Genomic DNA, 22716 nt, shown 5'->3' with positions numbered 1-22716 from the left:
TTTAGCCCTCCTGCTTCTGCTCAGCACGCTGGCGACGCTGGCCACCACGACGCGGACGTGCGTTGCGGTCGCCGCGGCCGCGACGCTCTGCGGGTGCATTGATCTCGCTCTCGCGACGTCCACCAACGACGTCACCCTTGTAGATCCACACCTTGACGCCGATGCGTCCGAAGGTGGTGTGAGCCTCGTAGGTGCCGTAATCGATTTCAGCGCGAAGGGTGTGCAGTGGTACACGGCCCTCATGGTAACGCTCGGTGCGGGACATCTCGGCACCGCCAAGACGACCGGAGCACACGACCTTAATACCCTTAACCTGTGGCTGACGCATTGCAGACTGGATAGCCTTGCGCATTGCGCGACGGAAAGCCACGCGGTTGGTCAGCTGCTCGGCGATGGACTGAGCCACCAGCTGAGCGTTGGCATCAACGTTCTTGACCTCGAGGATGTTGAGGGCAACCTGCTTACCGGTGAGCTTCTCGAGCTCCTTGCGGATGCGGTCTGCCTCAGCACCACGACGGCCGATGACGATGCCTGGGCGTGCGGTGTGGATGTCAACGCGAACACGATCGCGGGTGCGCTCGATAACAACGTCAGCGATGCCGGCGCGGTCGAGGCCCTTGGAAAGGAATTCACGAATCTTGATGTCTTCAGCTACGTATGCAGCGTAGGACTTATCGGCGTACCAATGGGACTTCCAGTCGGAAGTGATGCCCAATCGGAGGCCGTGTGGATGGATCTTCTGGCCCACTAGTTGGCTCCTTCCTTCTGGCTCTCAACTACCACGGTGATGTGGGAGCTGCGCTTACGGATCTGGAAAGCACGGCCCTGAGCACGTGGCTGGAAACGCTTCATGGTTGGACCCTCGTTGGCATAAGCCTCGGAGATAACCAGGGTGCGTGGATCCAGTCCAAAGTTGTTCTCAGCGTTGGCAGCTGCAGAAGCAACAACCTTGGCAACAGGCTCGGAAGCGGCCTGTGGAGCGTACTTAAGGATAGACAGTGCCTCAGCGACGGTCTTGCCGCGTACAAGATCAATGACGCGACGAGCCTTCATTGGGGTAACGCGGACAAAGCGAGCAGTCGCGCTTGCGGAGGTGATGTTTTCACTCATCGCTTATCGACGTCCCTTCTTGTCGTCCTTGACGTGACCCTTGAAGGTCTTGGTTGGGGCGAATTCGCCCAGCTTGTGGCCGACCATGGCATCATCCACGAATACAGGCACGTGCTTGCGTCCATCATGGACAGCAAAGGTGTGACCGATGAAATCGGGGAGAATGGTGGAACGGCGGGACCAGGTCTTGATGACCTGCTTGGTACCCTTTTCGTTCTGAGCGTCTACCTTGTTGAGGAGGTGCTCATCGACGAACGGGCCCTTCTTAAGGCTGCGTGGCATTCTTCGTTACCTCCTCTTAGCGCTTCTTGTTCTTGTTAGCACGACGGCGACGAACAATCATGTCATCGCTATAGCGCTTAGGCTTGCGGGTGCGGCCTTCCTTCTGTCCCCATGGGGAAACAGGGTGACGACCACCGGAAGTCTTACCTTCACCACCACCGTGTGGGTGATCGACCGGGTTCATAACGACACCACGGACGGTTGGGCGCCAGCCCTTCCAACGCATACGGCCAGCCTTGCCCCAGCGGATGTTGATCTGGTCAGCGTTGCCGACCTCACCAACGGTTGCGCGGCAGCGGATGTCTACGCGACGGATCTCAGAGGATGGCATACGCAGAACTGCGTAAGCTCCTTCCTTACCAAGAAGCTGTACAGAGGTACCTGCGGAACGAGCCAACTTTGCACCTGCACCTGGCTTCAGCTCCACGTTGTGGATGGTGGTACCGGTTGGGATGTTGCGAAGTGGCAGGTTGTTGCCAACCTTGATGTCGGCATTTGCGCCGGACTCAAGAAGAGCGCCCTGCTGCAGCCCCTTAGGAGCGATGATGTAACGCTTCTCGCCATCCAAGTAGTGCAGCAATGCGATGTTAGCGGTGCGGTTTGGGTCGTACTCGATGTGAGCGACCTTAGCCAGGATGCCGTCCTTGTCATTGCGACGGAAGTCGATGACGCGGTAACGACGCTTGTGTCCACCACCGCGGTGACGGGTGGTGATGTGTCCGTGAGAGTTACGGCCGCCGGTCTTGGAGATCGGGCGAAGCAGTGACTTCTCAGGGGTCGAACGGGTGATCTCCGAGAACATGGAAACGGAGCTCTGACGGCGACCCGGGGTTGTCGGCTTGTACTTACGAATAGCCATAATGTGTCCTTTTCTATCGACGTCTTAAGCGACGGAGCCGTTGAAGATGTCGATGGAGTCGCTGCCCTCGCGAAGAGTGACATAAGCGCGCTTGGTGGCCTTGCGGGTACCGAAGCCGGAGCGGGAGCGCTTGCGCTTACCTGCACGGTTTACGGTGTTCACAGCGGCAACCTTGACGCCGAAGATCTCTTCGATGGCAATCTTGATCTGAGTCTTGTTGGCATCGGTGGAGACGAAGAATGTGTAAACATTCTGCTCCATGAGGCCATAAGACTTCTCAGAAACGACCGGCGCGAGGATGATGTCGCGTGGATTGGCGATAGTAGCCATTAGTTCTGCTCCTCCTTTGCCGCAGCAGTAGCGCGGTTGATGAAGGTGTGGAGAGCCTCAACGGAGAACACAACGTCATCAGACTTGAGAACGTCGTAGGTGTTCAGCTGATCAGCGGCCAGGATGTGGACGCCGGGCAGGTTGTTGGCACTCTTCTGGGCGTTGATGTCCTCACGGCTCAGTACGAGCAGGATGGACTTACGCTCGGACAGACGCTCGATGAAAGCCTTTGCAGACTTGGTCGAAGGAGTCTGGCCTGGCACCAATTCGGAGATGACGTGGAGACGATCGTTACGAACACGATCGGAAAGGGCGCCGAAAAGGGCAGCCTTAATCATCTTCTTAGGGGTGCGCTGTGCGTAGTCGCGTGGCTTAGGGCCGTGGGAAATACCACCACCGGTGAAGTGAGGTGCACGGATCGAGCCCTGACGAGCGCGACCGGTTCCCTTCTGGCGGAATGGCTTACGGCCACCGCCGCGTACTTCACCGCGGGTCTTGGTGGAGTGGGTGCCCTGTCGAGCTGCTGCAAGCTGTGCATTGACAACCTGGTGCAGCAGTGCGACGGAAACCTCACGGTCAAAAATCTCTGCAGGTAGGTCAACAGAACCAGCGGTAGTACCGTCGGCAACCTGGACGTCCAGCTTCAGATTTGTCATGCGTGTGCACCGCCCTTCACTGCGGTCTTAACGGTAACGATGCCGCCACGGTTGCCCGGGATCGCACCCTTGATCAGGATGAGGTTGGCATCGGCGTCAATCTTCTGAACCTTAAGGTTCTGGGTGGTGACGCGGTCATTACCCATGCGGCCAGCCATACGCTTGCCCTTGAAGACACGACCTGGGGTAGAAGCCTGTCCAATGCCACCTACGCGGCGGTGGGCAGCTTGGTTACCGTGGCCGGCTCCCTGGCCAGCGAAGCCATGGCGCTTCATAGCGCCGGCGTAGCCCTTACCCTTGGAGGTACCGGTGACGTCAACGAACTTAATGTCGTTGAAGATTTCAACGGTAACGTCCTGTCCAACCTCGTAACCGGAGACATCGTCCATACGAATCTCGGTGACGTGGCGCCGGGGGGTAACGCCTGCTTTGTTAAAGTGACCAGTCAAAGGCTGGTTCACCTTGCGGGGGTCGATTTCGCCGTAGGCGATCTGGATGGCATTGTAGCCATCGGTCTCAACGGTGCGAATCTGGGAAACTACACATGGACCAGCTTCAACGACGGTAACCGGAATAACGCGGTTTTCCTCGTCGAAGATCTGAGTCATGCCGAGTTTGGTACCCAGAATGCCCTTGATCTCGTTTTCACTCATTATTTATTCTCCGCTGCCAAAAGTTCCGTCGATCACTGAATGTTCACATCGACGCTGGCCGGAAGGTCGATGCGCATAAGGGCATCAACAGTCTTCGGCGTCGGGTCGAGGATGTCGATCAGGCGCTTGTGGGTGCGCATCTCGAAGTGCTCGCGAGAGTCCTTGTACTTATGGGGAGAACGAATAACGGCATATACGTTCTTTTCGGTGGGCAAAGGCACCGGTCCAACGACTCGGGCACCCGTGCGGGTGACCGTCTCAACGATTTTGCGTGCAGACGCATCAATCGCCTCGTGGTCGTAGGCCTTGAGCCTAATGCGGATCTTTTGTCCCGCCACGCTTATCCTCTTCCTCGCTAGTCCCACATCTTCCATTTGGAGAGCGGTGGGAATTCGCTTCATTCATTTTCTCTATAACGTTGTCCGGGCTAGGGGCTCGGGCGCAACGCCAGTGTTTAACCTGACCTGTCAAAAATCTCTGACATTGGATCACGGGCGCTGTACAAATAAAACGCGCCACGATTGATCTGATAAAAATCAGGAAAATCGGAAGGGACCTAAATGCGTATGCGTGGCCCTAACGTAACTGCCGCTGTTTATTTGCCATGCCCCTTCTCCGGTTCCGCCTTCACCAGTTACCCGGCTTCAGTGGATACCTCCTGAAGTTGAATACCTAGGAAAACCTAGATTCTCGACCTCAATGGAAGGTGTCATGTTTGCCTTACCAACTGGCATATCCATCTCCCTAAAAACATAGGGAAACACACGCCGTGTTAAAGCAACCTAAGTAGTTAACCATATAGTCACTTGGAATACAACCCCTATCTGCAAAAACTTTGAAAATCCATCCGAAACCCCACTCCCCCGCAGCTTTGCAATCCAGATCACACCCCCAGCCTCTGAAACCGAAAGGAAGCGGAGGGAAAACCAAAGAAAGACCCAAGAAAAGCCCTGCCTCATCAAGCACCGCATCTTTTCGTCGAAAAGCATCTTTTTTATCTTTTACCCTTTGTGGCACTATGGATTAGATCAGGCTAACCTAATTACTCCACCCTTTCATCGCCCAACCCCGTCATCAGAAAACCCCGCCGCCAAAATGGCAGCGGGAGAAAGGCCCATGATGACCAGAACACAAACCCCAGCACAACCCCCAACAAAAACCGAAACAAACCCCGGAACCAAAACCAATAGAACCAACAAGCCCACCAACCCCGCTCAACTGCACCGCCGGCGCGCACTCGGTTTAGTGGTTATCGTGGTGGCGCTGGTTATCGTGTCCGCGCTGAGTTTGGCTTATGGTGCAAATCCGCTGTCCTTGAGCGCGGTGTGGCAGGGGTTTCAGGCCCACGATAATTCCGAGGCCTCGGTAATTGTGTGGTCGCTGCGCATTCCGCGCACGGTGGTGGGGATTTTGGTGGGCGCGGCCTTTGGGGTGGCCGGTGCTCTGATTCAGGCGCTAACCCGTAATCCGCTGGCAGATCCCGGCATCCTCGGCGTGAATGCGGGCGCGGGTTTTGCAGTCACCCTCGGCGTGGGATTTTTTGGTTTGAGCAGTGTCACTGGCTATATCTGGTTTGCCTTTATCGGTGCCGCGCTAGCCACCGGGATGGTGTACCTTATCGGTTCCAGTGGTGGTGGTAGCGCGCAGCCAATCACCCTGGTGTTGGCCGGAGTTGCGCTGGCAGCGGTGCTCGGAGGTGTGACGTCATTTTTGACGCTCATTAATCCTGACACATTTCAGAGCGTGCGCAATTGGAGTCTTGGTTCCATTGCGCGTACTGATCTCCACGATACTTTTAGCGTGGCGCCTTTTCTCCTGCTGGGTTTGATTATTGCGCTGCTGCTTTCCGGTGCTCTTAATTCCATTGCGCTGGGTGATGATCTCGCAGCTTCCCTCGGTACCCGCGTTGTGCGCACCCGCATCCTTGGCCTCATTGCACTTACTCTGCTGGCCGGCGGCGGTACCGCGCTGACCGGCGGCATTAGCTTTGTCGGTTTGATGATTCCCCACATTGTGCGCTGGCTGGTCGGCCCGGATCAGCGCTGGATCATGGCCTATTCCGCGCTCAGCGCCCCAGTATTGGTGCTGGCTGCAGACGTTATCGGGCGCGTTATCGCACGCCCGGGGGAAATTGAGGTCGGAATTGTCACCGCAGTGGTTGGTGCGCCGGTGCTGATCATGCTGGTTCGAGGAAAGAAAGTGAGCGGCCTTTAAATGCCCAAAAACTCCCCCCAGGCCCCAGGTGGCTCCGGTTTTCCGGGTGCTGACAGCAGCTCACAGGCGCTTTTCGACGCAAACCTCGCGGAAATTCCGCACGCTTCTACCTCGCAGCAACCTCCATTAGACCGTGGTTATCGTGCGCTGCAGCTTCGAAGTAGCTTCATCTCCCTCGATTTCCCCATCCGCATTGTGGTCGTCTCCTTAATTTTGCTGGTGCTGGCCCTTGCCAGTGCCACCTTTGCCATCACTCTTGGGGATTATCCCCTCTCCCTGTCGCAGGTAGTTCCAGCGATTTTTGGCATTGGTGAGAAATTCCCTGTCCTAGTGGTGCGCGAATGGCGTCTGCCAGTAGCCATCGCCGCCGTAGTTTTTGGAGCCTTGCTCGGAATCGGCGGCGCCATCTTCCAGTCCCTCACCCGAAATCCCCTGGGCTCACCAGATGTTATTGGTTTTGATGCGGGTTCCTATACCGCTGTTGTACTGGTTATTTTGGTCTTGGGGAACAACCAATATTGGACGATTGCTGGTGCAGCTATTGTGGGCGGATTGCTTACAGCACTCGTGGTTTATCTTTTGGCCTGGCGCAAAGGTGTCCAAGGTTTCCGCCTGATTATCGTTGGCATTGGTGTCTCTGCCATGTTGGGATCAATCAACGCCTACCTAATCACCCGCGCCGATATTGAAGATGCCATGGTGGTGGGCTTTTGGAGCGCAGGTTCCATCAATCGCGTGACCTGGCAATCCCTTATTCCTTCTCTATTCATTGCAGCAATAATCTTCATCGCTGCCATCGCGCTTTCCCGAGCACTCCGATTCTTGGAGATGGGTGATGATGCCGCTGCCACCTTAGGTTTCCACCTCAACTCCACCCGGTTGGCACTCATTGTGGTGGGTGTGGCCACCACCGCCCTGGTCACAGCAGCAGCTGGCCCCATTTCCTTTATCGCGCTGGTTGCGCCACAGCTTGCTCGGCGCATCACCCATACTCCGGGCGTTAGCTTGCTCTCCTCCGCAGCTATGGGTGCTGCTCTTTTGAGTGTTGCCCATTTGGCATCTCTTGTTATTGCCAGTTTTTACCGCAGTATTCCAGTTGGTCTACTCACAGTCTGCATCGGCGGTTGTTACATGATCTGGCTTATCATCCGCGAAACCCGCCGCCAGAACTTCACCGGCCACAGCCACTAAATTAAAGGAGCCCTCATGAGTGAATCTCTACACTCCCGGTTGCGCATGGAACATGCCACCATCGGATATGACAAGTGCACCATCTCAGAAGATCTCAGCATCTCTATTCCCGATAATTCTTTTACCGCGATTATCGGCCCCAATGGTTGTGGCAAATCCACCCTGCTGCGCGGTTTTTCCCGAGTCATCTCCCCCACCGCTGGACGCGTGCTCTTAGACGGCCGCGAGACCAAGGACTATAAGCCTAAAGAAATCGCCCGCGAACTAGGGCTTCTTCCCCAAACCTCCATAGCCCCCGAAGGCATCCGCGTGGCGGACCTGGTGGCTCGTGGCCGCGCGCCTTATCAAAGCCTCATTCAGCAGTGGCGCGAATCTGATGCTGATGCCGTGGCCCAAGCACTCGCAGCTACTCGTCTGACCGAACTTTCCGCACGTTTAGTGGATGAGCTCTCCGGCGGTCAGCGTCAGCGCGTGTGGGTGGCGATGCTCCTCGCGCAGCAAACCCCCATCATGTTGTTGGACGAGCCCACCACCTTCCTCGACATCGCGCACCAATATGAGTTGCTGGAACTTTTGCGAGCCTTCAATCACGCCGGCAAAACAATTGTCACGGTGCTGCACGATCTCAACCAGGCCGCGCGCTATGCTGATCACCTCATCGTCATGAAAGAAGGCCGGATTATTACCACCGGCAGCCCACATGAGGTCATCACCGCCGAGCTCATCTCCGAGGTCTTCGGCCTCGATTGCCTGATCACCGCAGATCCCGTCACCGCCACTCCCATGGTGGTGCCGCTCCCCAAAACCGCGCTTCTCGACGAAAAACCGTGAGTTTAAGCGTCAATATGGATAATCTGCACCACATTTCCGCCTTTAATAGTGAGCATGCCCGTGTTGCTTTGAACTTTTAGCTCTTTGCCCACAGCACACTCTGCTAATTTCACCCATTTAAACTTTTGTTTGTCCACACTGCAACGCTGTTCCACAAAGACACTGAGATTTCTTTCAATAAGCACGTAGGACCCGTCTTCTAGGAGAACTAGGAATACCTGATCACCAATGTCTTGCTGTTTCATGTTGTTGAGCTGATCCACCTGTGGCAGCGGTTTTTCGTCGACAAGCCTAATACGCACGGTGGTACCTAAGTGGTGGGTGGTACCCGCGCGGTCCTCAATGTGCAATGGGGCACCCACGAAGGCCTTGATGTGGCGATATTCCCAAATGCCCGGCTGACGCACCTGGTTGAGGGGGCGCACCACAATCCGATAGGGGTCCACCGTGACCAAATTTTGGGGATTCTCGGTTTCCACCACATATCGTTCGCGCATATCAATCACGGGACCCTGCAGACTGGCTGGGAATTGCTTGCGCATTATCTGCAGCTGCCTGACTAGGTCTTCATCCTCGCTGCCCCATCCCACGCCATTATTGGCCAGAATTCCAAAGAGCGTAGCTAGAGAAAGCTCCGGCTGCCCTTCCCATGTCTCTTGAAGTTCAGCGAGGACAGCGGGTATGCGGGCGGGATCTTTGCTCATGGGTTTTAAGCCTAATCCAGTTTGCCCGTGCTTCGATTTTTGGGTCTGCTAACACAAAGAAACCCAGAGGAAAAATCCTCTGGGTTTCTTTAGGTTAAAGCTGCTGAGTTTTTAGGCTCAGAGCTTTGTTAGATCATTAATTACTTGATGATCTTGGTGACGCGGCCGGCGCCAACGGTGCGGGAGCCTTCGCGGATAGCGAAGCGCAGGCCCTCATCCATTGCAACTGGCTGAATCAGGGTGACGGTCATGTCGACGTTGTCGCCAGGCATAACCATCTCGGTGCCCTCGGGAAGCTTCACAACACCGGTAACGTCGGTGGTGCGGAAGTAGAACTGAGGACGGTAGTTGTCGAAGAATGGGGTGTGGCGGCCGCCTTCATCCTTGGACAGAACGTAGACAGAGCCCTCGAACTCGGTGTGAGGGGTGTAAGCGCCTGGCTTAACGATAACCTGGCCGCGCTCTACGTCTTCGCGCTTGATGCCACGGAGAAGCAGACCACAGTTGTCGCCAGCTTCAGCGGAGTCAAGAAGCTTACGGAACATCTCGATACCGGTAACGGTGGTGGAGGTGGACTTCTCCTTGATGCCGATGATCTCAACGTCGTCGTTAACGTTCAGGGTACCGCGCTCAACACGACCGGTAACAACGGTGCCACGACCGGTGATGGTGAAGATATCCTCGATAGGCATGAGGAATGGCTTGTCGGTCTCACGAACTGGGTCTGGGATGTTGTCATCACAAGCCTGCATGAGCTCAAGGATCTGCTTGCCCCACTTCTCGTCACCCTCAAGAGCCTTAAGAGCGGAGATGTGAACGATTGGAGCGTCCTCGTCGTAGTCCTGCTCAGCAAGAAGTTCGCGAACTTCCATCTCAACGAGCTCGATGATTTCCTCATCGTCAACCATGTCGCACTTGTTAAGAGCAACGAGGATGTAAGGAACGCCAACCTGGCGAGCAAGAAGAACGTGCTCACGGGTCTGAGGCATTGGGCCGTCAGTTGCAGCAACAACCAAGATTGCGCCGTCCATCTGAGCAGCGCCGGTGATCATGTTCTTGATGTAGTCGGCGTGGCCTGGAGCGTCAACGTGTGCGTAGTGGCGCTTCTCGGTCTGGTACTCAACGTGGGAGATGTTAATGGTAATACCACGTTCCTTCTCCTCCGGAGCCTTGTCGATGGCGTCGAAGGCGAAAGCCTCGTTGAGATCTGGGTAAGCATCAGACAGAACCTTGGTGATAGCCGCGGTGGTGGTGGTCTTACCGTGGTCAACGTGACCGATGGTGCCGATGTTAACGTGGGGCTTGGTACGCTCGAACTTCGCCTTTGCCACTGTATGTCCTCCTGGACTTCGTGGTGGCTACGACTTTCGCAGCCACGAATTGGTTTAGCCTTCACTGTGAGAGCCAGCCTCGGGGGCTGAAAGAACACAGATCTAGCGCATTACAAAATGTGCCAGTTACTGAATCCTAGGGGCAACGGCGTTGATTTTCAAACTACCAGCTACCCTGTGGACTTTCGCAGGGTAACGGCCAGCTAGATACATTGCAAAACACACTAGAAATATACTTAAAAGTGCAGGCTCAATGTAGCTAGCAAGCCACTACCCTACTCCACCCTACGCGCCCTCTGACACGTTTAAACACGCGGGGTGGTTTAAGGGACAAAGTCCCTTATTTGTGCGCCCTAGCGACGCTCTCGCACCGAAATGCGAGAGCTTTAGAAACTAGGAAGCGGTGCCGTTACGCTCAGCGATAACGTCTGCTGCAACGTTGGCAGGAACCTCAGCGTAGGAATCGAAGACCATGGAGTAGTTTGCACGACCCTGGGTCTTGGAACGCAGGTCACCAACGTAACCGAACATCTGAGACAGTGGAACCTTAGCCTTGACGACCTTAGCGCCTGCACGGTCTTCCATGGAAGCGATCTGGCCACGGCGGGAGTTTACGTCGCCGATAACTTCACCCATGTAATCCTCAGGGGTAACGATCTCAACGGACATGATTGGCTCCAGCAGAACTGGCTTTGCCTTTGCAACAGCTTCCTTGAATGCCTGGGAACCGGCAAGCTTGAAGGCCATTTCAGAGGAGTCAACGTCGTGGTAAGCGCCGTCTTCGAGGGTTGCCTTGACGTTAACCAATGGGTAGCCGGCGAGGAAGCCGTACTGCATTGCGTCCTGGATACCTGCGTCGACGGAAGGGATGTATTCACGAGGAACACGACCACCGGTAACAGCGTTCTCGAACTTGTAGATTGCGGATTCGCCCTCTTCAAGCTCTTCCTGTGCAGGTGCGTAAGGCTCGATGGAGATAACAACCTTAGCGAACTGACCGGAACCACCGGTCTGCTTCTTGTGGGTGTAGCTCAGGGACTCAACAGGCTTACGGATGGTCTCGCGGTAAGCAACCTGTGGGTCACCGATGTTTGCCTCAACCTTGAACTCGCGACGCATACGGTCAACAAGAACGTCGAGGTGAAGTTCGCCCATGCCGCCGATAACGGTCTGGCCGGACTCGTCATCCAAGTGAACGGTGAAGGTTGGGTCTTCTTCAGCAAGCTTCTGGATAGCAACACCCAGCTTCTCCTGGTCAGACTTGGTCTTAGGCTCAATTGCAACCTGGATAACTGGATCCGGGAAGTCCATGGACTCAAGAATGATTGGTGCGTTCGCATCGCAAAGGGTATCACCGGTGGTGGTGTCCTTCAGACCAATGAACGCGTAGATGTTACCAGCGTGTGCAACGTCAACAGGGTTTTCCTTGTTAGCGTGCATCTGGAACAGCTTACCGATGCGCTCCTTCTTGCCCTTGGTGGAGTTCAGAACCTGCTCGCCTGGCTCAACCTTGCCGGAGTACAGGCGAACGAAGGTCAGCTTACCGAAGAATGGGTGAGCTGCGATCTTGAATGCAAGAGCGGAAAGTGGCTCATCATCGGAAGGCTTACGGGTAAGAACCTTCTCAGGATCCTTCACGTCGGTACCTTCGGTAACACCGAGGTCGAGTGGGGAAGGCAGGAAGTCGATAACTGCGTCGAGCAAAGGCTGAACGCCCTTGTTCTTGTATGCAGTACCACAGTAAACAGGGTAGATCTCAGAGTTGATAACCATCTTACGGATGGCACCCTTGATCTCTTCCATGGTCAGCTCTTCGCCGCCGAAGAACTTCTCCATGAGCTCTTCATCGGACTCAGCAACGGTCTCGAGGAGCTTCTCGCGGTACTCAGCAGCCTTGTCAGCAAGTTCAGCTGGGATTTCCTCGATGGTTGCTTCGGTACCAATTGGGGTAACGCCACGCCAGGTCAGAGCCTTCATGGTCAGCAGGTCGATGACGCCGTCGAAAGCATCCTCGGCGCCGATTGGAAGCTGCATAACCAATGGCTTAGCGCCAAGGCGATCCTCGATGGTGCCAACGGTGTAGTAGAAGTCTGCACCCAGCTTGTCCATCTTGTTCACGAAGCAGATACGTGGAACGTCGTACTTGGTAGCCTGACGCCACACCTGCTCAGACTGAGGCTCAACGCCTTCCTTACCGTCGAATACTGCAACGGCGCCATCAAGAACACGGAGGGAGCGCTCAACCTCAACGGTGAAGTCAACGTGGCCCGGGGTGTCAATGATGTTGATCTGGTTGTTCTGCCAGAAACAGGTAACAGCAGCGGAGGTAATGGTGATGCCGCGTTCCTTCTCCTGCTCCATCCAGTCAGTGGTGGATGCACCGTCGTGGGTCTCGCCGACCTTACGGTTAATACCGGTGTAGAAGAGGATGCGTTCGGTGGTAGTGGTCTTACCAGCATCGATGTGAGCCATGATGCCGATATTGCGAACCTTATTTAGGTCCTTAAGCACTTCTTGTGCCACAGTGGTACCCCAACTTATTGGTTGCGGCGCTTTGCCTCTCACTGGGGCCTTAAAGCCTAAACTTTAAGACCCCAGTCATCAGCTCGACGCCTACGGATAATTCTCTTGTTACATTTTGCCACTAACTTGCGCTTTAAGCAGCATGCTGCCGTTATTGCAAGCGGACTTTTTATATAACGCACTGTTTAAACAGTGAGGATTTCTTCACCCTTTAGGGCTTTGTACTGCATAAATGAGACTAAATGCCCAGTCACCACAGGCCACTTACATTGCCAGCATATTCCAATATTGAAATATCTAGGCAAGCAGTGAACAAGGGTGATTGGGCATTCATATCTTAAAGAACTACCAGCGGTAGTGAGCGAAGGCGCGGTTGGCCTCAGCCATCTTATGGGTGTCTTCGCGACGCTTCACGGAAGCACCAAGACCATTAGCTGCATCGAGAATCTCGTTTGCAAGGCGCTCGATCATGGTGTTCTCACGACGCTGACGGGTGAAGGTAACCAACCAACGCAGTGCCAGGGTGTTGGCACGTGCTGGACGGACCTCAACTGGAACCTGGTAGGTTGCGCCACCAACGCGGCGGGAGCGAACCTCGAGGTCTGGGCGAACGTTGCCAAGAGCCTTTTCGAGGGTGCCAACTGGATCGGTGCCGGTCTTCTCGCGGCAGATCTCGAGTGCACCGTAAACGATACGCTCGGCGGTGGACTTCTTGCCGTCCAAGAGGATCTTGTTTACGAGCTGGGAAACAACCTCAGACTGGTAAACAGGATCGAGAACGATTGGACGCTTAGGAGCTGCTGATTTACGCATTTTTAATTATCCCCTCTTCGCGCCGTAGCGGGAACGAGCCTGCTTGCGGTCCTTGACACCCTGGGTATCAAGTGCACCACGGATGATCTTGTAACGGACACCAGGAAGGTCCTTAACACGACCACCGCGAACGAGCACCATGGAGTGCTCCTGGAGGTTGTGGCCCTCACCTGGGATGTAAGCGGAAACCTCAATGCCGGAGGTAAGGCGCACACGAGCAACCTTACGAAGAGCAGAGTTAGGCTTCTTAGGGGTGGTGGTGTACACACGGGTACAAACACCACGACGCTGAGGGGAGCCCTTCAGTGCCGCAGTAGCCACCTTTACGGTCTTATCGTGGCGGCCCTTACGGACCAGCTGCTGAATAGTTGGCATGAACCATCCTTATTTCGGAGTTGTTCTTTTTAAGCTGACGTGACGCCCGGGGGACGAACACGAAGGCTGAGCTTCTGATGGCGCGTGTTAAATGAGAAAATGTTCCCAGACACGCAAAAAAAGGGGCTCTTTTGGGGGCCCGACCAACGTGTCACGGAAACCTACTCTAAGCTCACATGCGCCACCGCGTCCCGGAAAACCAGGTGCGATACCAGCGCGTGTTTGCGAGGTGCCGTCAGTTCCCAACTACTAGAGTGGGACTCAACGCCAAACCTTACCACTACCCCTTTGATTCTCCAAACCACGCTTCTTCATCGTTTCAATATAGAGACAGCACCTAACCAGCACTGCACCTACCTACCCCGAGGCTTTTAGGGCAATATACTGGCGCTCATGAGCGATCTACCAGCTAATTATCCCATCCGCCGGCGCGCAACCGACACTGACCGCAACAACACGGTCACTGAGCTTTCAGCAGCTCTTTCCCGCGGCCAACTCGACATTACAGAGTTTGAGGAACGCTCTTCCCAAGCGTGTTCTGCGCGTTTTGTCGATGAGCTTGCTCCCCTGCTCGCTGATGTCACTATTACCCCGGACCTTCTCCCCTACTCCAGCAACTCCCCTGACCAGCATGTAGAACCGCACCTGTCGGCGTCGAAAAGCACTTTTAACAGTCAAACAGCCACGCAGGCGGTGGCGCGGGTTCGCGCGCAGATCACCGGTACTCCTGGAGGCTCGTCTCTGTCTATTTCAGTCATGGGCGGCGCCGAGCGTAAAGGCAACTGGGTCTGCCCCACCAACCACACCTCCCTTGCCCTCATGGGTGGCAATGCCCTGGATTTGCGCGAGGCGCTGCTGGAAAGCGATCACATCCATATCAACGCCTTTGCAGTCATGGGTGGCATTGACATCATCGTCCCCGAAGGCGTGCGCGTCATCTGCAATGGTTTAGGCCTCATGGGTGGTTTCGGCTCCACCGTGGACAAATCCGCAATCATCCAACCGGGCAACCTCCCCGCCGACGCTCCGGTGGTCACGGTCAGCGGCCTTGCCCTCATGGGCGGCGTAACGGTGATTACCAAAGCGCGCTAGCACGCTTTTCGACGAACCCCTGCGCCTCGCACTTTCAGCAACGGGAAAAGCCCCGCTAAAACTTTTCGGTTCTAGCGGGGCTTCATCCTTTCAGCGACCAATTTTTGCTCTGCTGGAAGAGTACTTTCTTGCTCTAGAAAGCCTCATCCAATGGCACAGATGCTCCGGTGAATTCACCGAATCCATCGTCACCATAAATCGACTCACCATAGGTAGGAATCGAGTAAGCAGCATTGCGTGCAGCTTCGGTCGGCTTGATGGAGATGTTGCGGTAACGGGAGATACCGGTACCAGCTGGGATCAGCTTACCGATAATCACGTTCTCCTTGAGGCCAATGAGCTTATCGGAACGCTTGTTGATAGCAGCGTCGGTAAGCACACGGGTGGTCTCCTGGAAGGAAGCCGCAGACAACCAAGACTCGGTTGCCAGGGAGGCCTTGGTGATACCCATGATCTCGGAGCGCAACTCTGCTGGCTGACCGCCAGCATTGATGGCCTCAGAGTTAGCCAGCTTTGCCTCGGAAAGGTCAACCAAAGAACCTGGGAGGAACTCGGTAGAACCGGACTCGATGACAGTTCCGCGACGCAGCATCTGACGAACGATAATTTCGATGTGCTTGTCGTGGATGGCCACACCCTGTGCACGGTACACAGCCTGGACCTCGTCGATGAGGTGCTGTTCCACACCACGGCGACCCTGGATTTCCAGAACGTCGTGAGGATCAGCAGCACCACGGAGCAGACGCTGACCAACGACAACACGGTCGCCTTCGGTCAAGGTGCGCTCGATGAAAGCACCAGCGTTGGATTCCATTGCCACGCGAGTGGACGCAAGACCCTGACGCTTGGAGAGCTTCTCATAGACAACATTGTCCGAACCATCATCAGGAATGATGGTCAAGGTGTAGAAGTTGCCTTCATCCTCGAGGTGAATGGTTCCTTCAACGGAAGCAATTGGAGCACAGTTCTTAGGAACACGTGCTTCGAAAAGCTCCTGCACACGAGGCAGACCGCCGGTGATGTCGCCACCGACACCACCCTGGTGGAAGGTACGCATGGTCAGCTGGGTACCAGGCTCACCGATGGACTGTGCAGCAACGATGCCAACAGCCTCTCCGATGTCGACCTGGTGGCCGGAAGCCATGGACTTGCCGTAACACTTTGCGCAGACACCGGTTGGGGTCTGGCAGGTAAGTACGGAGCGAACCTTAACTTCCTCAATGCCCTTTTCAACCAAGAGGTCGATGTTGAGCTCAGTCAGGTCGGTACCTGCAGGAAGCACAACTTCGCCGTTCTTGTCAGTAGCGTCGCCAGCCAAAACACGACCAGAGACCGAGGTCTCGATCAAGTCATGGCGGGTGTAGCCGGTGACTGCACCGGTTGCATCCAAAACCTCAGCTGCAACAGGAACGCGGATGCCCTGACGGGTTCCACAATCCTCAACGCGGACGATGACATCCTGGGCGACGTCAACAAGACGACGGGTCAGGTAGCCAGAGTCAGCGGTACGCAGTGCGGTATCGGCCAGGCCCTTACGGGAACCGTGGGAGTTATTGAAGTACTCAAGCACTGTCAAGCCTTCACGGAAGGAAGTCTTGATAGGACGGGTGATGTAGTCACCCTTTGAGTTCACAACCATTCCCTTCATACCTGCAAGGGTCCAGATCTGACGCATGTTACCGGCAGCACCGGACTTCACGATCATTGGAATTGGGTTGTCATCTGGGTACAGATTCTCAACAGCCTGACCAACCTCGTCGGTTGCGTCCTTCCACAGCTCTACGAGGCGATCATAACGCTCGCGGGAAGTAAGCTTGCCGCGACCGTACTTGATTTCGATCTGACGAGCAGACTCCTCGTAGCGGTCCAGGATTTCTTCCTTGTTTGGAAGAACCAAAACATCAGACATTGCAATGGTAACACCGGAGCGAGTAGCCCAGTAGAAACCAGCGTCCTTCATCTTGTCCATGGTCTGCGCAACAGTGATCATTGGGTACTTAGCTGCGAGGTCATTGACCACGTCGCCAAGCATGATCTTGTCACTACCGCCACCCTTACGGACCATAACGCCCTCAAGGTATGGGTAGTTCCAAGGCAGGATCTCGTTGAAGAGCACACGACCCAAGGTGGTGGAAGCCAACCAGGTTTCGCCCTGGTTCCAACCATCTGGGAACTGCTCTGCTTCAACATCTGCTGGTGGGCGGAGGTGATCCAGGCGGATACGCACTGGTGCCTGCAGGCCTAGAACTCCACGGTCATAAGCCATGATGGCTTCGGCCAAGGAAGAGTAGACACCCTTTTCTGGACCATTCTCATCTGCTGGTGCATAAGCACCCTGACCGCCGAATTCATCAGCGTTCTTGAGCAGAGTCAAGTAGTACAGACCAGTAACCATGTCCAGACGAGGCATTGCCAAAGGCTTGCCTGATGCTGGGGACAAAATGTTGTTGGAAGCAAGCATCAAGATGCGAGCTTCAGCCTGAGCCTCAGCGGACAGGGGCAGGTGAACTGCCATCTGGTCACCGTCGAAGTCAGCGTTGAACGCTTCACAAGCCAGTGGGTGCAGCTGAATAGCCTTACCCTCAACAAGGACAGGCTCGAAAGCCTGAATACCCAAACGGTGCAGGGTTGGTGCACGGTTCAGCATCACTGGGTGCTCAGAGATGGCCTCTTCAAGAACGTCCCACACCTCAGGGCGCTGACGCTCAACCATGCGCTTTGCAGACTTGATGTTCTGTGCGTACTCGTTCTCCACCAGGCGCTTCATAACGAAAGGCTTGAAGAGCTCGAGAGCCATCAGCTTAGGCAGACCACACTCGTGTAGACGCAGCTGAGGACCAACGATAATTACGGAACGACCAGAGTAGTCAACACGCTTACCCAGCAGGTTCTGACGGAAACGTCCCTGCTTGCCCTTCAGCAAATCAGACAGTGACTTCAGTGGACGGTTGCCCGGTCCAGTCACTGGACGACCACGACGACCATTGTCGAAGAGGGCGTCTACAGATTCCTGCAGCATGCGCTTCTCATTGTTCACGATGATCTCGGGAGCACCGAGTTCGATCATGCGCTTGAGGCGGTTGTTGCGGTTGATAACACGACGATAGAGGTCGTTAAGGTCGGAGGTCGCAAAGCGGCCACCGTCCAGCTGCACCATTGGGCGAAGCTCTGGTGGGATCACTGGGATCGCATTCAGAACCATGCCGGCAGGATCGTTGCCGGAACGCTGGAAGGCTGCAACAACCTTCAGGCGCTTCAGCGCACGCATCTTTTTCTGGCCCTTGCCATTGTTGATGATGTCGCGCAGCTCTTCGGCCTCAGCATCGAGGTCGAAGTTCTTGATGAGAGCCTCAATGGACTCTGCACCCATACCACCGGTGAAGTAATCCTCGTAGCGGTCGATGAGCTCGTCGTAGAGCTTCTCGTCGCGGATCATCTGCTTTGGAGCAAGCTTGATGAAGGTCTGCCAGACCTCATCGAGGCGATCGATCTCGCGCTGTGCACGCTCGCGGATGTGCTGCATTTCCTTATCGGCTGCAGCCTGCACCTTGCGACGTGCGTCAGCCTTTGCGCCAGCTGCTTCGAGCTCAGCAAGATCCTCTTCGAGCTTTTCTGCACGCTCTGCGATATCGGATTCTGCATCTGCCTCAACGTCCTTCTTCTCCAGCAGCATTTCTGCTTCTAGAGTGGACTGGTCGCTGTGACGAGCCTCTTCATCAACGCTGGTGATGATGTTTGCACCGAAGTAGATGATGAGGTCGAGGTCCTTTGGAGCCAGGTCCAAGAGGTAACCAAGGCGTGAAGGAACACCCTTGAAGTACCAGATGTGGGTTACTGGAGCAGCGAGCTCAATGTGGCCCATGCGCTCACGGCGAACCTTGGACTTGGTGACTTCAACACCACAGCGCTCACAGATGATGCCCTTGTATCGGACGCGCTTGTACTTGCCGCAGGCGCACTCCCAGTCGCGGGTAGGACCGAAGATACGCTCGCAGAACAGACCGTCCTTCTCAGGCTTGAGGGTTCGGTAGTTGATGGTCTCCGGCTTCTTAACCTCGCCCTTAGACCAACGACGGATGTCGTCGGCAGTGGCCAGGCCGATGCGGAGCTCATCGAAGACGTTTACGTCGAGCACGTAAAACTCCCTTTCCCCCCAGGACCCTGTCGGGTGACCGGGGGATGTATGGCTTGATTTCTAGCTTATGGGTTTTTCTGATCTGCTATGCGGTATCAGCGTCGGAACGCTCGTCACGAGACAAGTTAATGCCCAAAGAGGCACCTGCCTGATCGAAGTCGTCATCGTCGCCCGCGAGTTCCATTGGCGTGCCGTCTGCGGAGAGAACCTCCACGTTGAGGCACAGCGACTGGAGCTCCTTGAGGAGAACCTTGAATGATTCCGGAATACCGGGATCAGGGATGTTCTCGCCCTTAACAATTGCCTCGTAGACCTTGACACGTCCGACCACGTCGTCAGACTTGATGGTCAACAGCTCCTGGAGGGTGTAAGCAGCGCCGTATGCCTGCATTGCCCACACCTCCATTTCGCCGAAGCGCTGTCCACCGAACTGTGCCTTACCACCAAGCGGCTGCTGGGTGATCATGGAGTATGGACCGGTGGAACGAGCGTGGATCTTCTCGTCAACAAGGTGGTGCAGCTTCAGCATGTACATATAACCGATGGAGACCGGGTATGGGTACGGTTCGCCGGAACGGCCGTCGAACAAGGTTGCCTTACCGTCGGAGTTAACCATGACGTCGCCGTCGCGGTTTGGACGGGAATTAGCCAGCAGACCTGCGAGTTCTTCATTGGAAGCACCGTCGAACACTGGGGTTGCAGTCAAGGAGCCTGCTGGAACCTCATAGAGGTCCTTAGGCAGAGTCTTGATGAGCTCAGCATTCTTTGGATCTTCAGGATCCACAGACCAACCAGCAGATGCCAGCCAGCCCAAGTGGGTCTCAAGAACCTGACCGATGTTCATACGACGAGGCACACCGTGGGTGTTCAAGATGACGTCGACAGGAGTTCCGTCAGGAAGGAACGGCATATCTTCCTGAGGCAGAATCTTGCCCACAACACCCTTGTTGCCGTGGCGGCCAGCGAGCTTATCGCCGTCCTGGATCTTGCGCTTCTGGGCAACGTAGATACGGATCATCTCGTTGACACCTGGGGCTAGATCGTCGTCGTCCTCGCGGGAGAAGTGACGCACGCCGATGACCTTGCCGGTCTCGCCGTGAGGCACCTTCATGGAGGTGTCGCGGACTTCGCGAGCCTTTTCGCCGAAGATGGCGCGCAGCAAACGCTCTTCTGGGGTGAGCTCGGTTTCACCCTTAGGGGTGACCTTGCCGACCAGAATGTCGCCATCGCGAACATCTGCACCAATGCGCACAATACCGCGCTCGTCGAGGTCCTTGAGGACATCTTCAGAGACGTTAGGGATGTCACGGGTGATTTCCTCGGCACCAAGCTTGGTGTCGCGGGCATCAATTTCGTGCTCCTCGATGTGAACAGAGGTCAGGATGTCCTGCTCCACAATGTTCTGGTTGAGGATGATTGCATCCTCGTAGTTGTGGCCTTCCCAAGGCATGAAGGCAACCAGGAGGTTGCGGCCGAGGGACATTTCACCGTTGTAGGTACCAGGACCATCGGCGATAACCTGTCCAGCTTCAACGCGGTCACCGAGGTTAACCAGAGGCTTCTGGTTGTAGCTGGTGCCCTGATTGGTGCGCTGGAACTTACGCAGCATGTAGGTTTCGCGCTTGCCGTCATCAGCCATGATGGTGATGATGTCAGCGGAAACGTTCTCGACAACACCGGCGACTGGGGTAATAACCAAGTCACCTGCGTCATAAGCAGCGCGCTGTTCCATACCGGTGCCCACGAATGGAGCTTCGGCGCGGACTAGAGGCACAGCCTGCTTCTGCATGTTCGCACCCATGAGGGCACGGTTAGCATCGTCGTGCTCGAGGAATGGAATCATCGCGGTACCGACAGAGACCATCTGACGTGGGGACACGTCCATGTAGTCAACCTCATTGCGGTTAACCATGGCGATGTCACCATCCTTTAGACGGACAGTGACGGTCTCATCGGTGATGTTGCCATCTTCGTCATAAGTGGTGTTTGCCTGTGCAACCACAAAGCGATCTTCCTCATCAGCTGTGAGGTAGTCGATTTGGTCAGTGAGCTTGCCGTCAACAATGCGACGGTAAGGGGTCTCAATGAAACCAAATGGGTTCACGCGAGCGTAGGACGCCAAAGAACCGATCAGACCAATGTTTGGACCTTCGGGGGTTTCAATGGGGCACATACGGCCGTAGTGAGAAGGGTGCACGTCTCGAACTTCGATGCCGGCACGCTCACGGGACAGACCACCCGGGCCGAGGGCCGACAGACGACGCTTGTGGGTCAGACCCGACAAGGAGTTGTTCTGGTCCATGAACTGGGACAGCTGGGAAGTTCCGAAGAACTCACGGATTGCTGCAGAAACAGGACGCACGTTGATCAGGGAGGTAGGAGTGATGGACTCCGCATCCTGAGTAGTCATGCGCTCGCGAACAACACGCTCCATACGAGAGAGACCAACGCGAACCTGGTTCTGGATCAATTCGCCCACGGTGCGCAGACGACGGTTACCGAAGTGATCGATATCGTCGGTCTCGACTGGGATTTCTTCGCCACGAGGGGAAGTCATCACGCGCTCACCCGCGTGCAGACGCACGAGGTATTCAATGGTGGTTGCGATGTCCTCTTCGGTAAGAGTCATCAAACCATCATGGTCGCCACCGAGGCCGAGCTTGCGGTTGATCTTGTAACGGCCAACGCGGGCCAGATCATAACGCTTTGCACGGAAGAAGCTGTTGTCCAGGAGGGACTGTGCAAGGTCGCGGGTAGGCTGCTCGCCTGGACGCTGCTTGCGGTAGATCTCCAGCAGAGCCTCGTCGGTGTTTGCAACACCATCGGACTCCAGGGTGGACATCATAATCTCAGAGAAGCCGAAGCGCTCAGTGATCTGTTCGGTGGTCCAGCCCAGTGCCTTCAAGAGCACGGTGACAGGCTGGCGACGCTTACGGTCGATGCGGACACCGACGGAGTCGCGCTTGTCCACGTCGAATTCCAACCACGCACCGCGGGAAGGAATAACCTTCACGGCATGCAGTGGACGCTCGGTGGATTTGTCAATGGTCTGGTCGAAGTAGACGCCCGGGGAGCGGACGAGCTGGCTCACGACAACACGCTCGGTTCCGTTGATGATGAACGTTCCCTTGTCCGTCATCATTGGGAAATCGCCGATGAAGACAGTCTGAGACTTGATTTCACCGGTGGTGTTATTGACAAATTCTGCGGTCACATACAGTGGGGCCGCATAGTTGATGTCTTTTTCTTTTGCCTCGTCAATGGTGTTTTTGACGTCTTCGAAGCGTGGCTCCGAAAGGCTAAGAGACATGTTTCCAGAGTAATCCTGGATTGGGGAGAGTTCCTCGAGAATGTTCTCAAGGCCGCTTGTTACGCGGGCTCCCTCGCCGAACTCTTCTTTTTGACGAGCGCGCCATTCAGGCGTGCCGATCAACCAAGAGTAAGAATCGAGTTGTAGATCTAGTAGTCCGGGCACCTCAATGGGCGCAGACACCTTCGCGAATGAATAACGCTGCGGTGCGCCGGGAATATCGACGACTGACTTGGTCTGGCGGGAGACTGCCAAGATGGGTCCTTCCAGCACCTCACGCGGGTGAGTGACACGGGGCTGGTCAAGG

General features: G+C 55.5%; 19 protein-coding genes. 4 read left to right on the top strand and 15 right to left on the bottom strand.

What is annotated here, in order from left to right; translation table 11 throughout:
* Position 1 precedes the first annotated feature (1 nt).
* The 8 genes from rpsC to rpsJ are packed head-to-tail and all read right to left on the bottom strand — an operon-like array spanning position 2 to position 4228.
* On the bottom strand, positions 2 to 748 hold the full coding sequence (gene rpsC, locus SFC07_RS03665; protein ID WP_015650394.1) for a 30S ribosomal protein S3: 747 nt from the start codon (positions 746 to 748) through the stop codon (positions 2 to 4).
* On the bottom strand, positions 748 to 1110 hold the full coding sequence (gene rplV, locus SFC07_RS03660) for a 50S ribosomal protein L22 (protein WP_411206873.1): 363 nt from the start codon (positions 1108 to 1110) through the stop codon (positions 748 to 750). Before rplV ends, rpsC begins: the two co-directional genes overlap by 1 nt.
* A gap of 3 nt (positions 1111 to 1113) precedes the next feature.
* Entirely contained in the window at positions 1114 to 1392 is a 279-nt protein-coding gene (rpsS, locus tag SFC07_RS03655; RefSeq protein WP_003854296.1) for a 30S ribosomal protein S19, read from the bottom strand.
* A 16-nt stretch (positions 1393 to 1408) separates the two neighbouring features.
* The gene (gene rplB / locus SFC07_RS03650; protein ID WP_411206872.1) at positions 1409 to 2251 is read right to left on the bottom strand and encodes a 50S ribosomal protein L2; all 843 of its coding nucleotides are present in this window, start codon (positions 2249 to 2251) and stop codon (positions 1409 to 1411) included.
* A gap of 24 nt (positions 2252 to 2275) precedes the next feature.
* Positions 2276 to 2581, bottom strand: a complete 306-nt coding sequence (rplW, locus tag SFC07_RS03645; protein ID WP_015650390.1) for a 50S ribosomal protein L23 — start codon at positions 2579 to 2581, stop codon at positions 2276 to 2278.
* Positions 2581 to 3237 carry a 50S ribosomal protein L4 gene (gene rplD, locus SFC07_RS03640; RefSeq protein ID WP_411206871.1) on the bottom strand — a complete coding sequence of 219 codons (657 nt, stop codon included), beginning with the start codon at positions 3235 to 3237 and terminating at the stop codon, positions 2581 to 2583. Before rplD ends, rplW begins: the two co-directional genes overlap by 1 nt.
* Positions 3234 to 3890, bottom strand: a complete 657-nt coding sequence (rplC, locus tag SFC07_RS03635; protein ID WP_411206870.1) for a 50S ribosomal protein L3 — start codon at positions 3888 to 3890, stop codon at positions 3234 to 3236. The genes rplD and rplC overlap by 4 nt, the downstream gene beginning before the upstream one ends.
* 32 nt (positions 3891 to 3922) lie before the next feature.
* Complete coding sequence (rpsJ, locus tag SFC07_RS03630) at positions 3923 to 4228, bottom strand: 30S ribosomal protein S10 (RefSeq protein ID WP_003854291.1); 306 nt, start codon at positions 4226 to 4228, stop codon at positions 3923 to 3925.
* Between the two features lie 781 nt (positions 4229 to 5009).
* On the opposite strand from rpsJ, the gene SFC07_RS03625 reads away from it, so the two are divergent.
* The 3 genes from SFC07_RS03625 to SFC07_RS03615 are packed head-to-tail and all read left to right on the top strand — an operon-like array spanning position 5010 to position 8126.
* A complete protein-coding gene (locus tag SFC07_RS03625; RefSeq protein ID WP_411207031.1) occupies positions 5010 to 6104 on the top strand; it encodes a FecCD family ABC transporter permease in 1095 nt (364 codons plus the stop codon).
* Entirely contained in the window at positions 6105 to 7295 is a 1191-nt protein-coding gene (locus SFC07_RS03620; RefSeq protein ID WP_411206869.1) for a FecCD family ABC transporter permease, read from the top strand.
* 15 nt (positions 7296 to 7310) lie between these two features.
* Positions 7311 to 8126, top strand: coding sequence for an ABC transporter ATP-binding protein (locus tag SFC07_RS03615; RefSeq protein ID WP_411206868.1), 816 nt, complete (start codon positions 7311 to 7313; stop codon positions 8124 to 8126).
* 2 nt (positions 8127 to 8128) lie between these two features.
* Here SFC07_RS03615 and SFC07_RS03610 read toward each other — a convergent pair whose 3' ends face one another.
* From SFC07_RS03610 to rpsL, 5 genes are all read right to left on the bottom strand, one after another.
* Positions 8129 to 8830 (bottom strand): hypothetical protein, encoded by a 702-nt coding sequence (locus tag SFC07_RS03610; RefSeq protein WP_411206867.1) that lies wholly within the window; start codon positions 8828 to 8830, stop codon positions 8129 to 8131.
* Between the two features lie 140 nt (positions 8831 to 8970).
* Entirely contained in the window at positions 8971 to 10161 is a 1191-nt protein-coding gene (gene tuf / locus SFC07_RS03605; RefSeq protein WP_411206866.1) for an elongation factor Tu, read from the bottom strand.
* A gap of 393 nt (positions 10162 to 10554) precedes the next feature.
* Entirely contained in the window at positions 10555 to 12684 is a 2130-nt protein-coding gene (gene fusA, locus SFC07_RS03600) for an elongation factor G (protein ID WP_411206865.1), read from the bottom strand.
* Between the two features lie 345 nt (positions 12685 to 13029).
* Positions 13030 to 13497, bottom strand: coding sequence for a 30S ribosomal protein S7 (rpsG, locus tag SFC07_RS03595; RefSeq protein WP_411206864.1), 468 nt, complete (start codon positions 13495 to 13497; stop codon positions 13030 to 13032).
* A gap of 6 nt (positions 13498 to 13503) precedes the next feature.
* The gene (rpsL, locus tag SFC07_RS03590) at positions 13504 to 13872 is read right to left on the bottom strand and encodes a 30S ribosomal protein S12 (RefSeq protein WP_015650380.1); all 369 of its coding nucleotides are present in this window, start codon (positions 13870 to 13872) and stop codon (positions 13504 to 13506) included.
* A 393-nt stretch (positions 13873 to 14265) separates the two neighbouring features.
* Between rpsL and SFC07_RS03585 the strand changes: the two genes are divergently transcribed.
* The gene (locus SFC07_RS03585) at positions 14266 to 14964 is read left to right on the top strand and encodes a DUF1707 domain-containing protein (protein WP_411206863.1); all 699 of its coding nucleotides are present in this window, start codon (positions 14266 to 14268) and stop codon (positions 14962 to 14964) included.
* A 133-nt stretch (positions 14965 to 15097) separates the two neighbouring features.
* On the opposite strand, the gene SFC07_RS03580 is transcribed toward SFC07_RS03585, so the two are convergent.
* Positions 15098 to 19099 (bottom strand): DNA-directed RNA polymerase subunit beta', encoded by a 4002-nt coding sequence (locus tag SFC07_RS03580; protein WP_411206862.1) that lies wholly within the window; start codon positions 19097 to 19099, stop codon positions 15098 to 15100.
* Positions 19100 to 19184: 85 nt separating this feature from the next.
* The gene (locus SFC07_RS03575; RefSeq protein ID WP_411207030.1) at positions 19185 to 22682 is read right to left on the bottom strand and encodes a DNA-directed RNA polymerase subunit beta; all 3498 of its coding nucleotides are present in this window, start codon (positions 22680 to 22682) and stop codon (positions 19185 to 19187) included.
* Positions 22683 to 22716: the final 34 nt, after the last annotated feature.

It is taken from the genome of Corynebacterium callunae, assembly GCF_046592015.1.
Taxonomy (GTDB): domain Bacteria; phylum Actinomycetota; class Actinomycetes; order Mycobacteriales; family Mycobacteriaceae; genus Corynebacterium; species Corynebacterium callunae_A.
The sequence above is the reverse complement of the archived record's forward strand: the minus strand, read 5'-3'. Positions and strand labels throughout refer to the sequence as shown.

Coding starts and splice junctions, on each gene's coding strand:
- rplV (WP_411206873.1), bottom strand. CDS start 1,110: ATGAGTGAAAACATCACCTCCGCAAGCGCGACTGCTCGCTTTGTCCGC.
- rpsS (WP_003854296.1), bottom strand. CDS start 1,392: ATGCCACGCAGCCTTAAGAAGGGCCCGTTCGTCGATGAGCACCTCCTC.
- rplB (WP_411206872.1), bottom strand. CDS start 2,251: ATGGCTATTCGTAAGTACAAGCCGACAACCCCGGGTCGCCGTCAGAGC.
- rplW (WP_015650390.1), bottom strand. CDS start 2,581: ATGGCTACTATCGCCAATCCACGCGACATCATCCTCGCGCCGGTCGTT.
- rplD (WP_411206871.1), bottom strand. CDS start 3,237: ATGACAAATCTGAAGCTGGACGTCCAGGTTGCCGACGGTACTACCGCT.
- rplC (WP_411206870.1), bottom strand. CDS start 3,890: ATGAGTGAAAACGAGATCAAGGGCATTCTGGGTACCAAACTCGGCATG.
- SFC07_RS03625 (WP_411207031.1), top strand. CDS start 5,010: ATGACCAGAACACAAACCCCAGCACAACCCCCAACAAAAACCGAAACA.
- SFC07_RS03620 (WP_411206869.1), top strand. CDS start 6,105: ATGCCCAAAAACTCCCCCCAGGCCCCAGGTGGCTCCGGTTTTCCGGGT.
- SFC07_RS03615 (WP_411206868.1), top strand. CDS start 7,311: ATGAGTGAATCTCTACACTCCCGGTTGCGCATGGAACATGCCACCATC.
- SFC07_RS03610 (WP_411206867.1), bottom strand. CDS start 8,830: ATGAGCAAAGATCCCGCCCGCATACCCGCTGTCCTCGCTGAACTTCAA.
- rpsG (WP_411206864.1), bottom strand. CDS start 13,497: ATGCGTAAATCAGCAGCTCCTAAGCGTCCAATCGTTCTCGATCCTGTT.
- rpsL (WP_015650380.1), bottom strand. CDS start 13,872: ATGCCAACTATTCAGCAGCTGGTCCGTAAGGGCCGCCACGATAAGACC.
- SFC07_RS03585 (WP_411206863.1), top strand. CDS start 14,266: ATGAGCGATCTACCAGCTAATTATCCCATCCGCCGGCGCGCAACCGAC.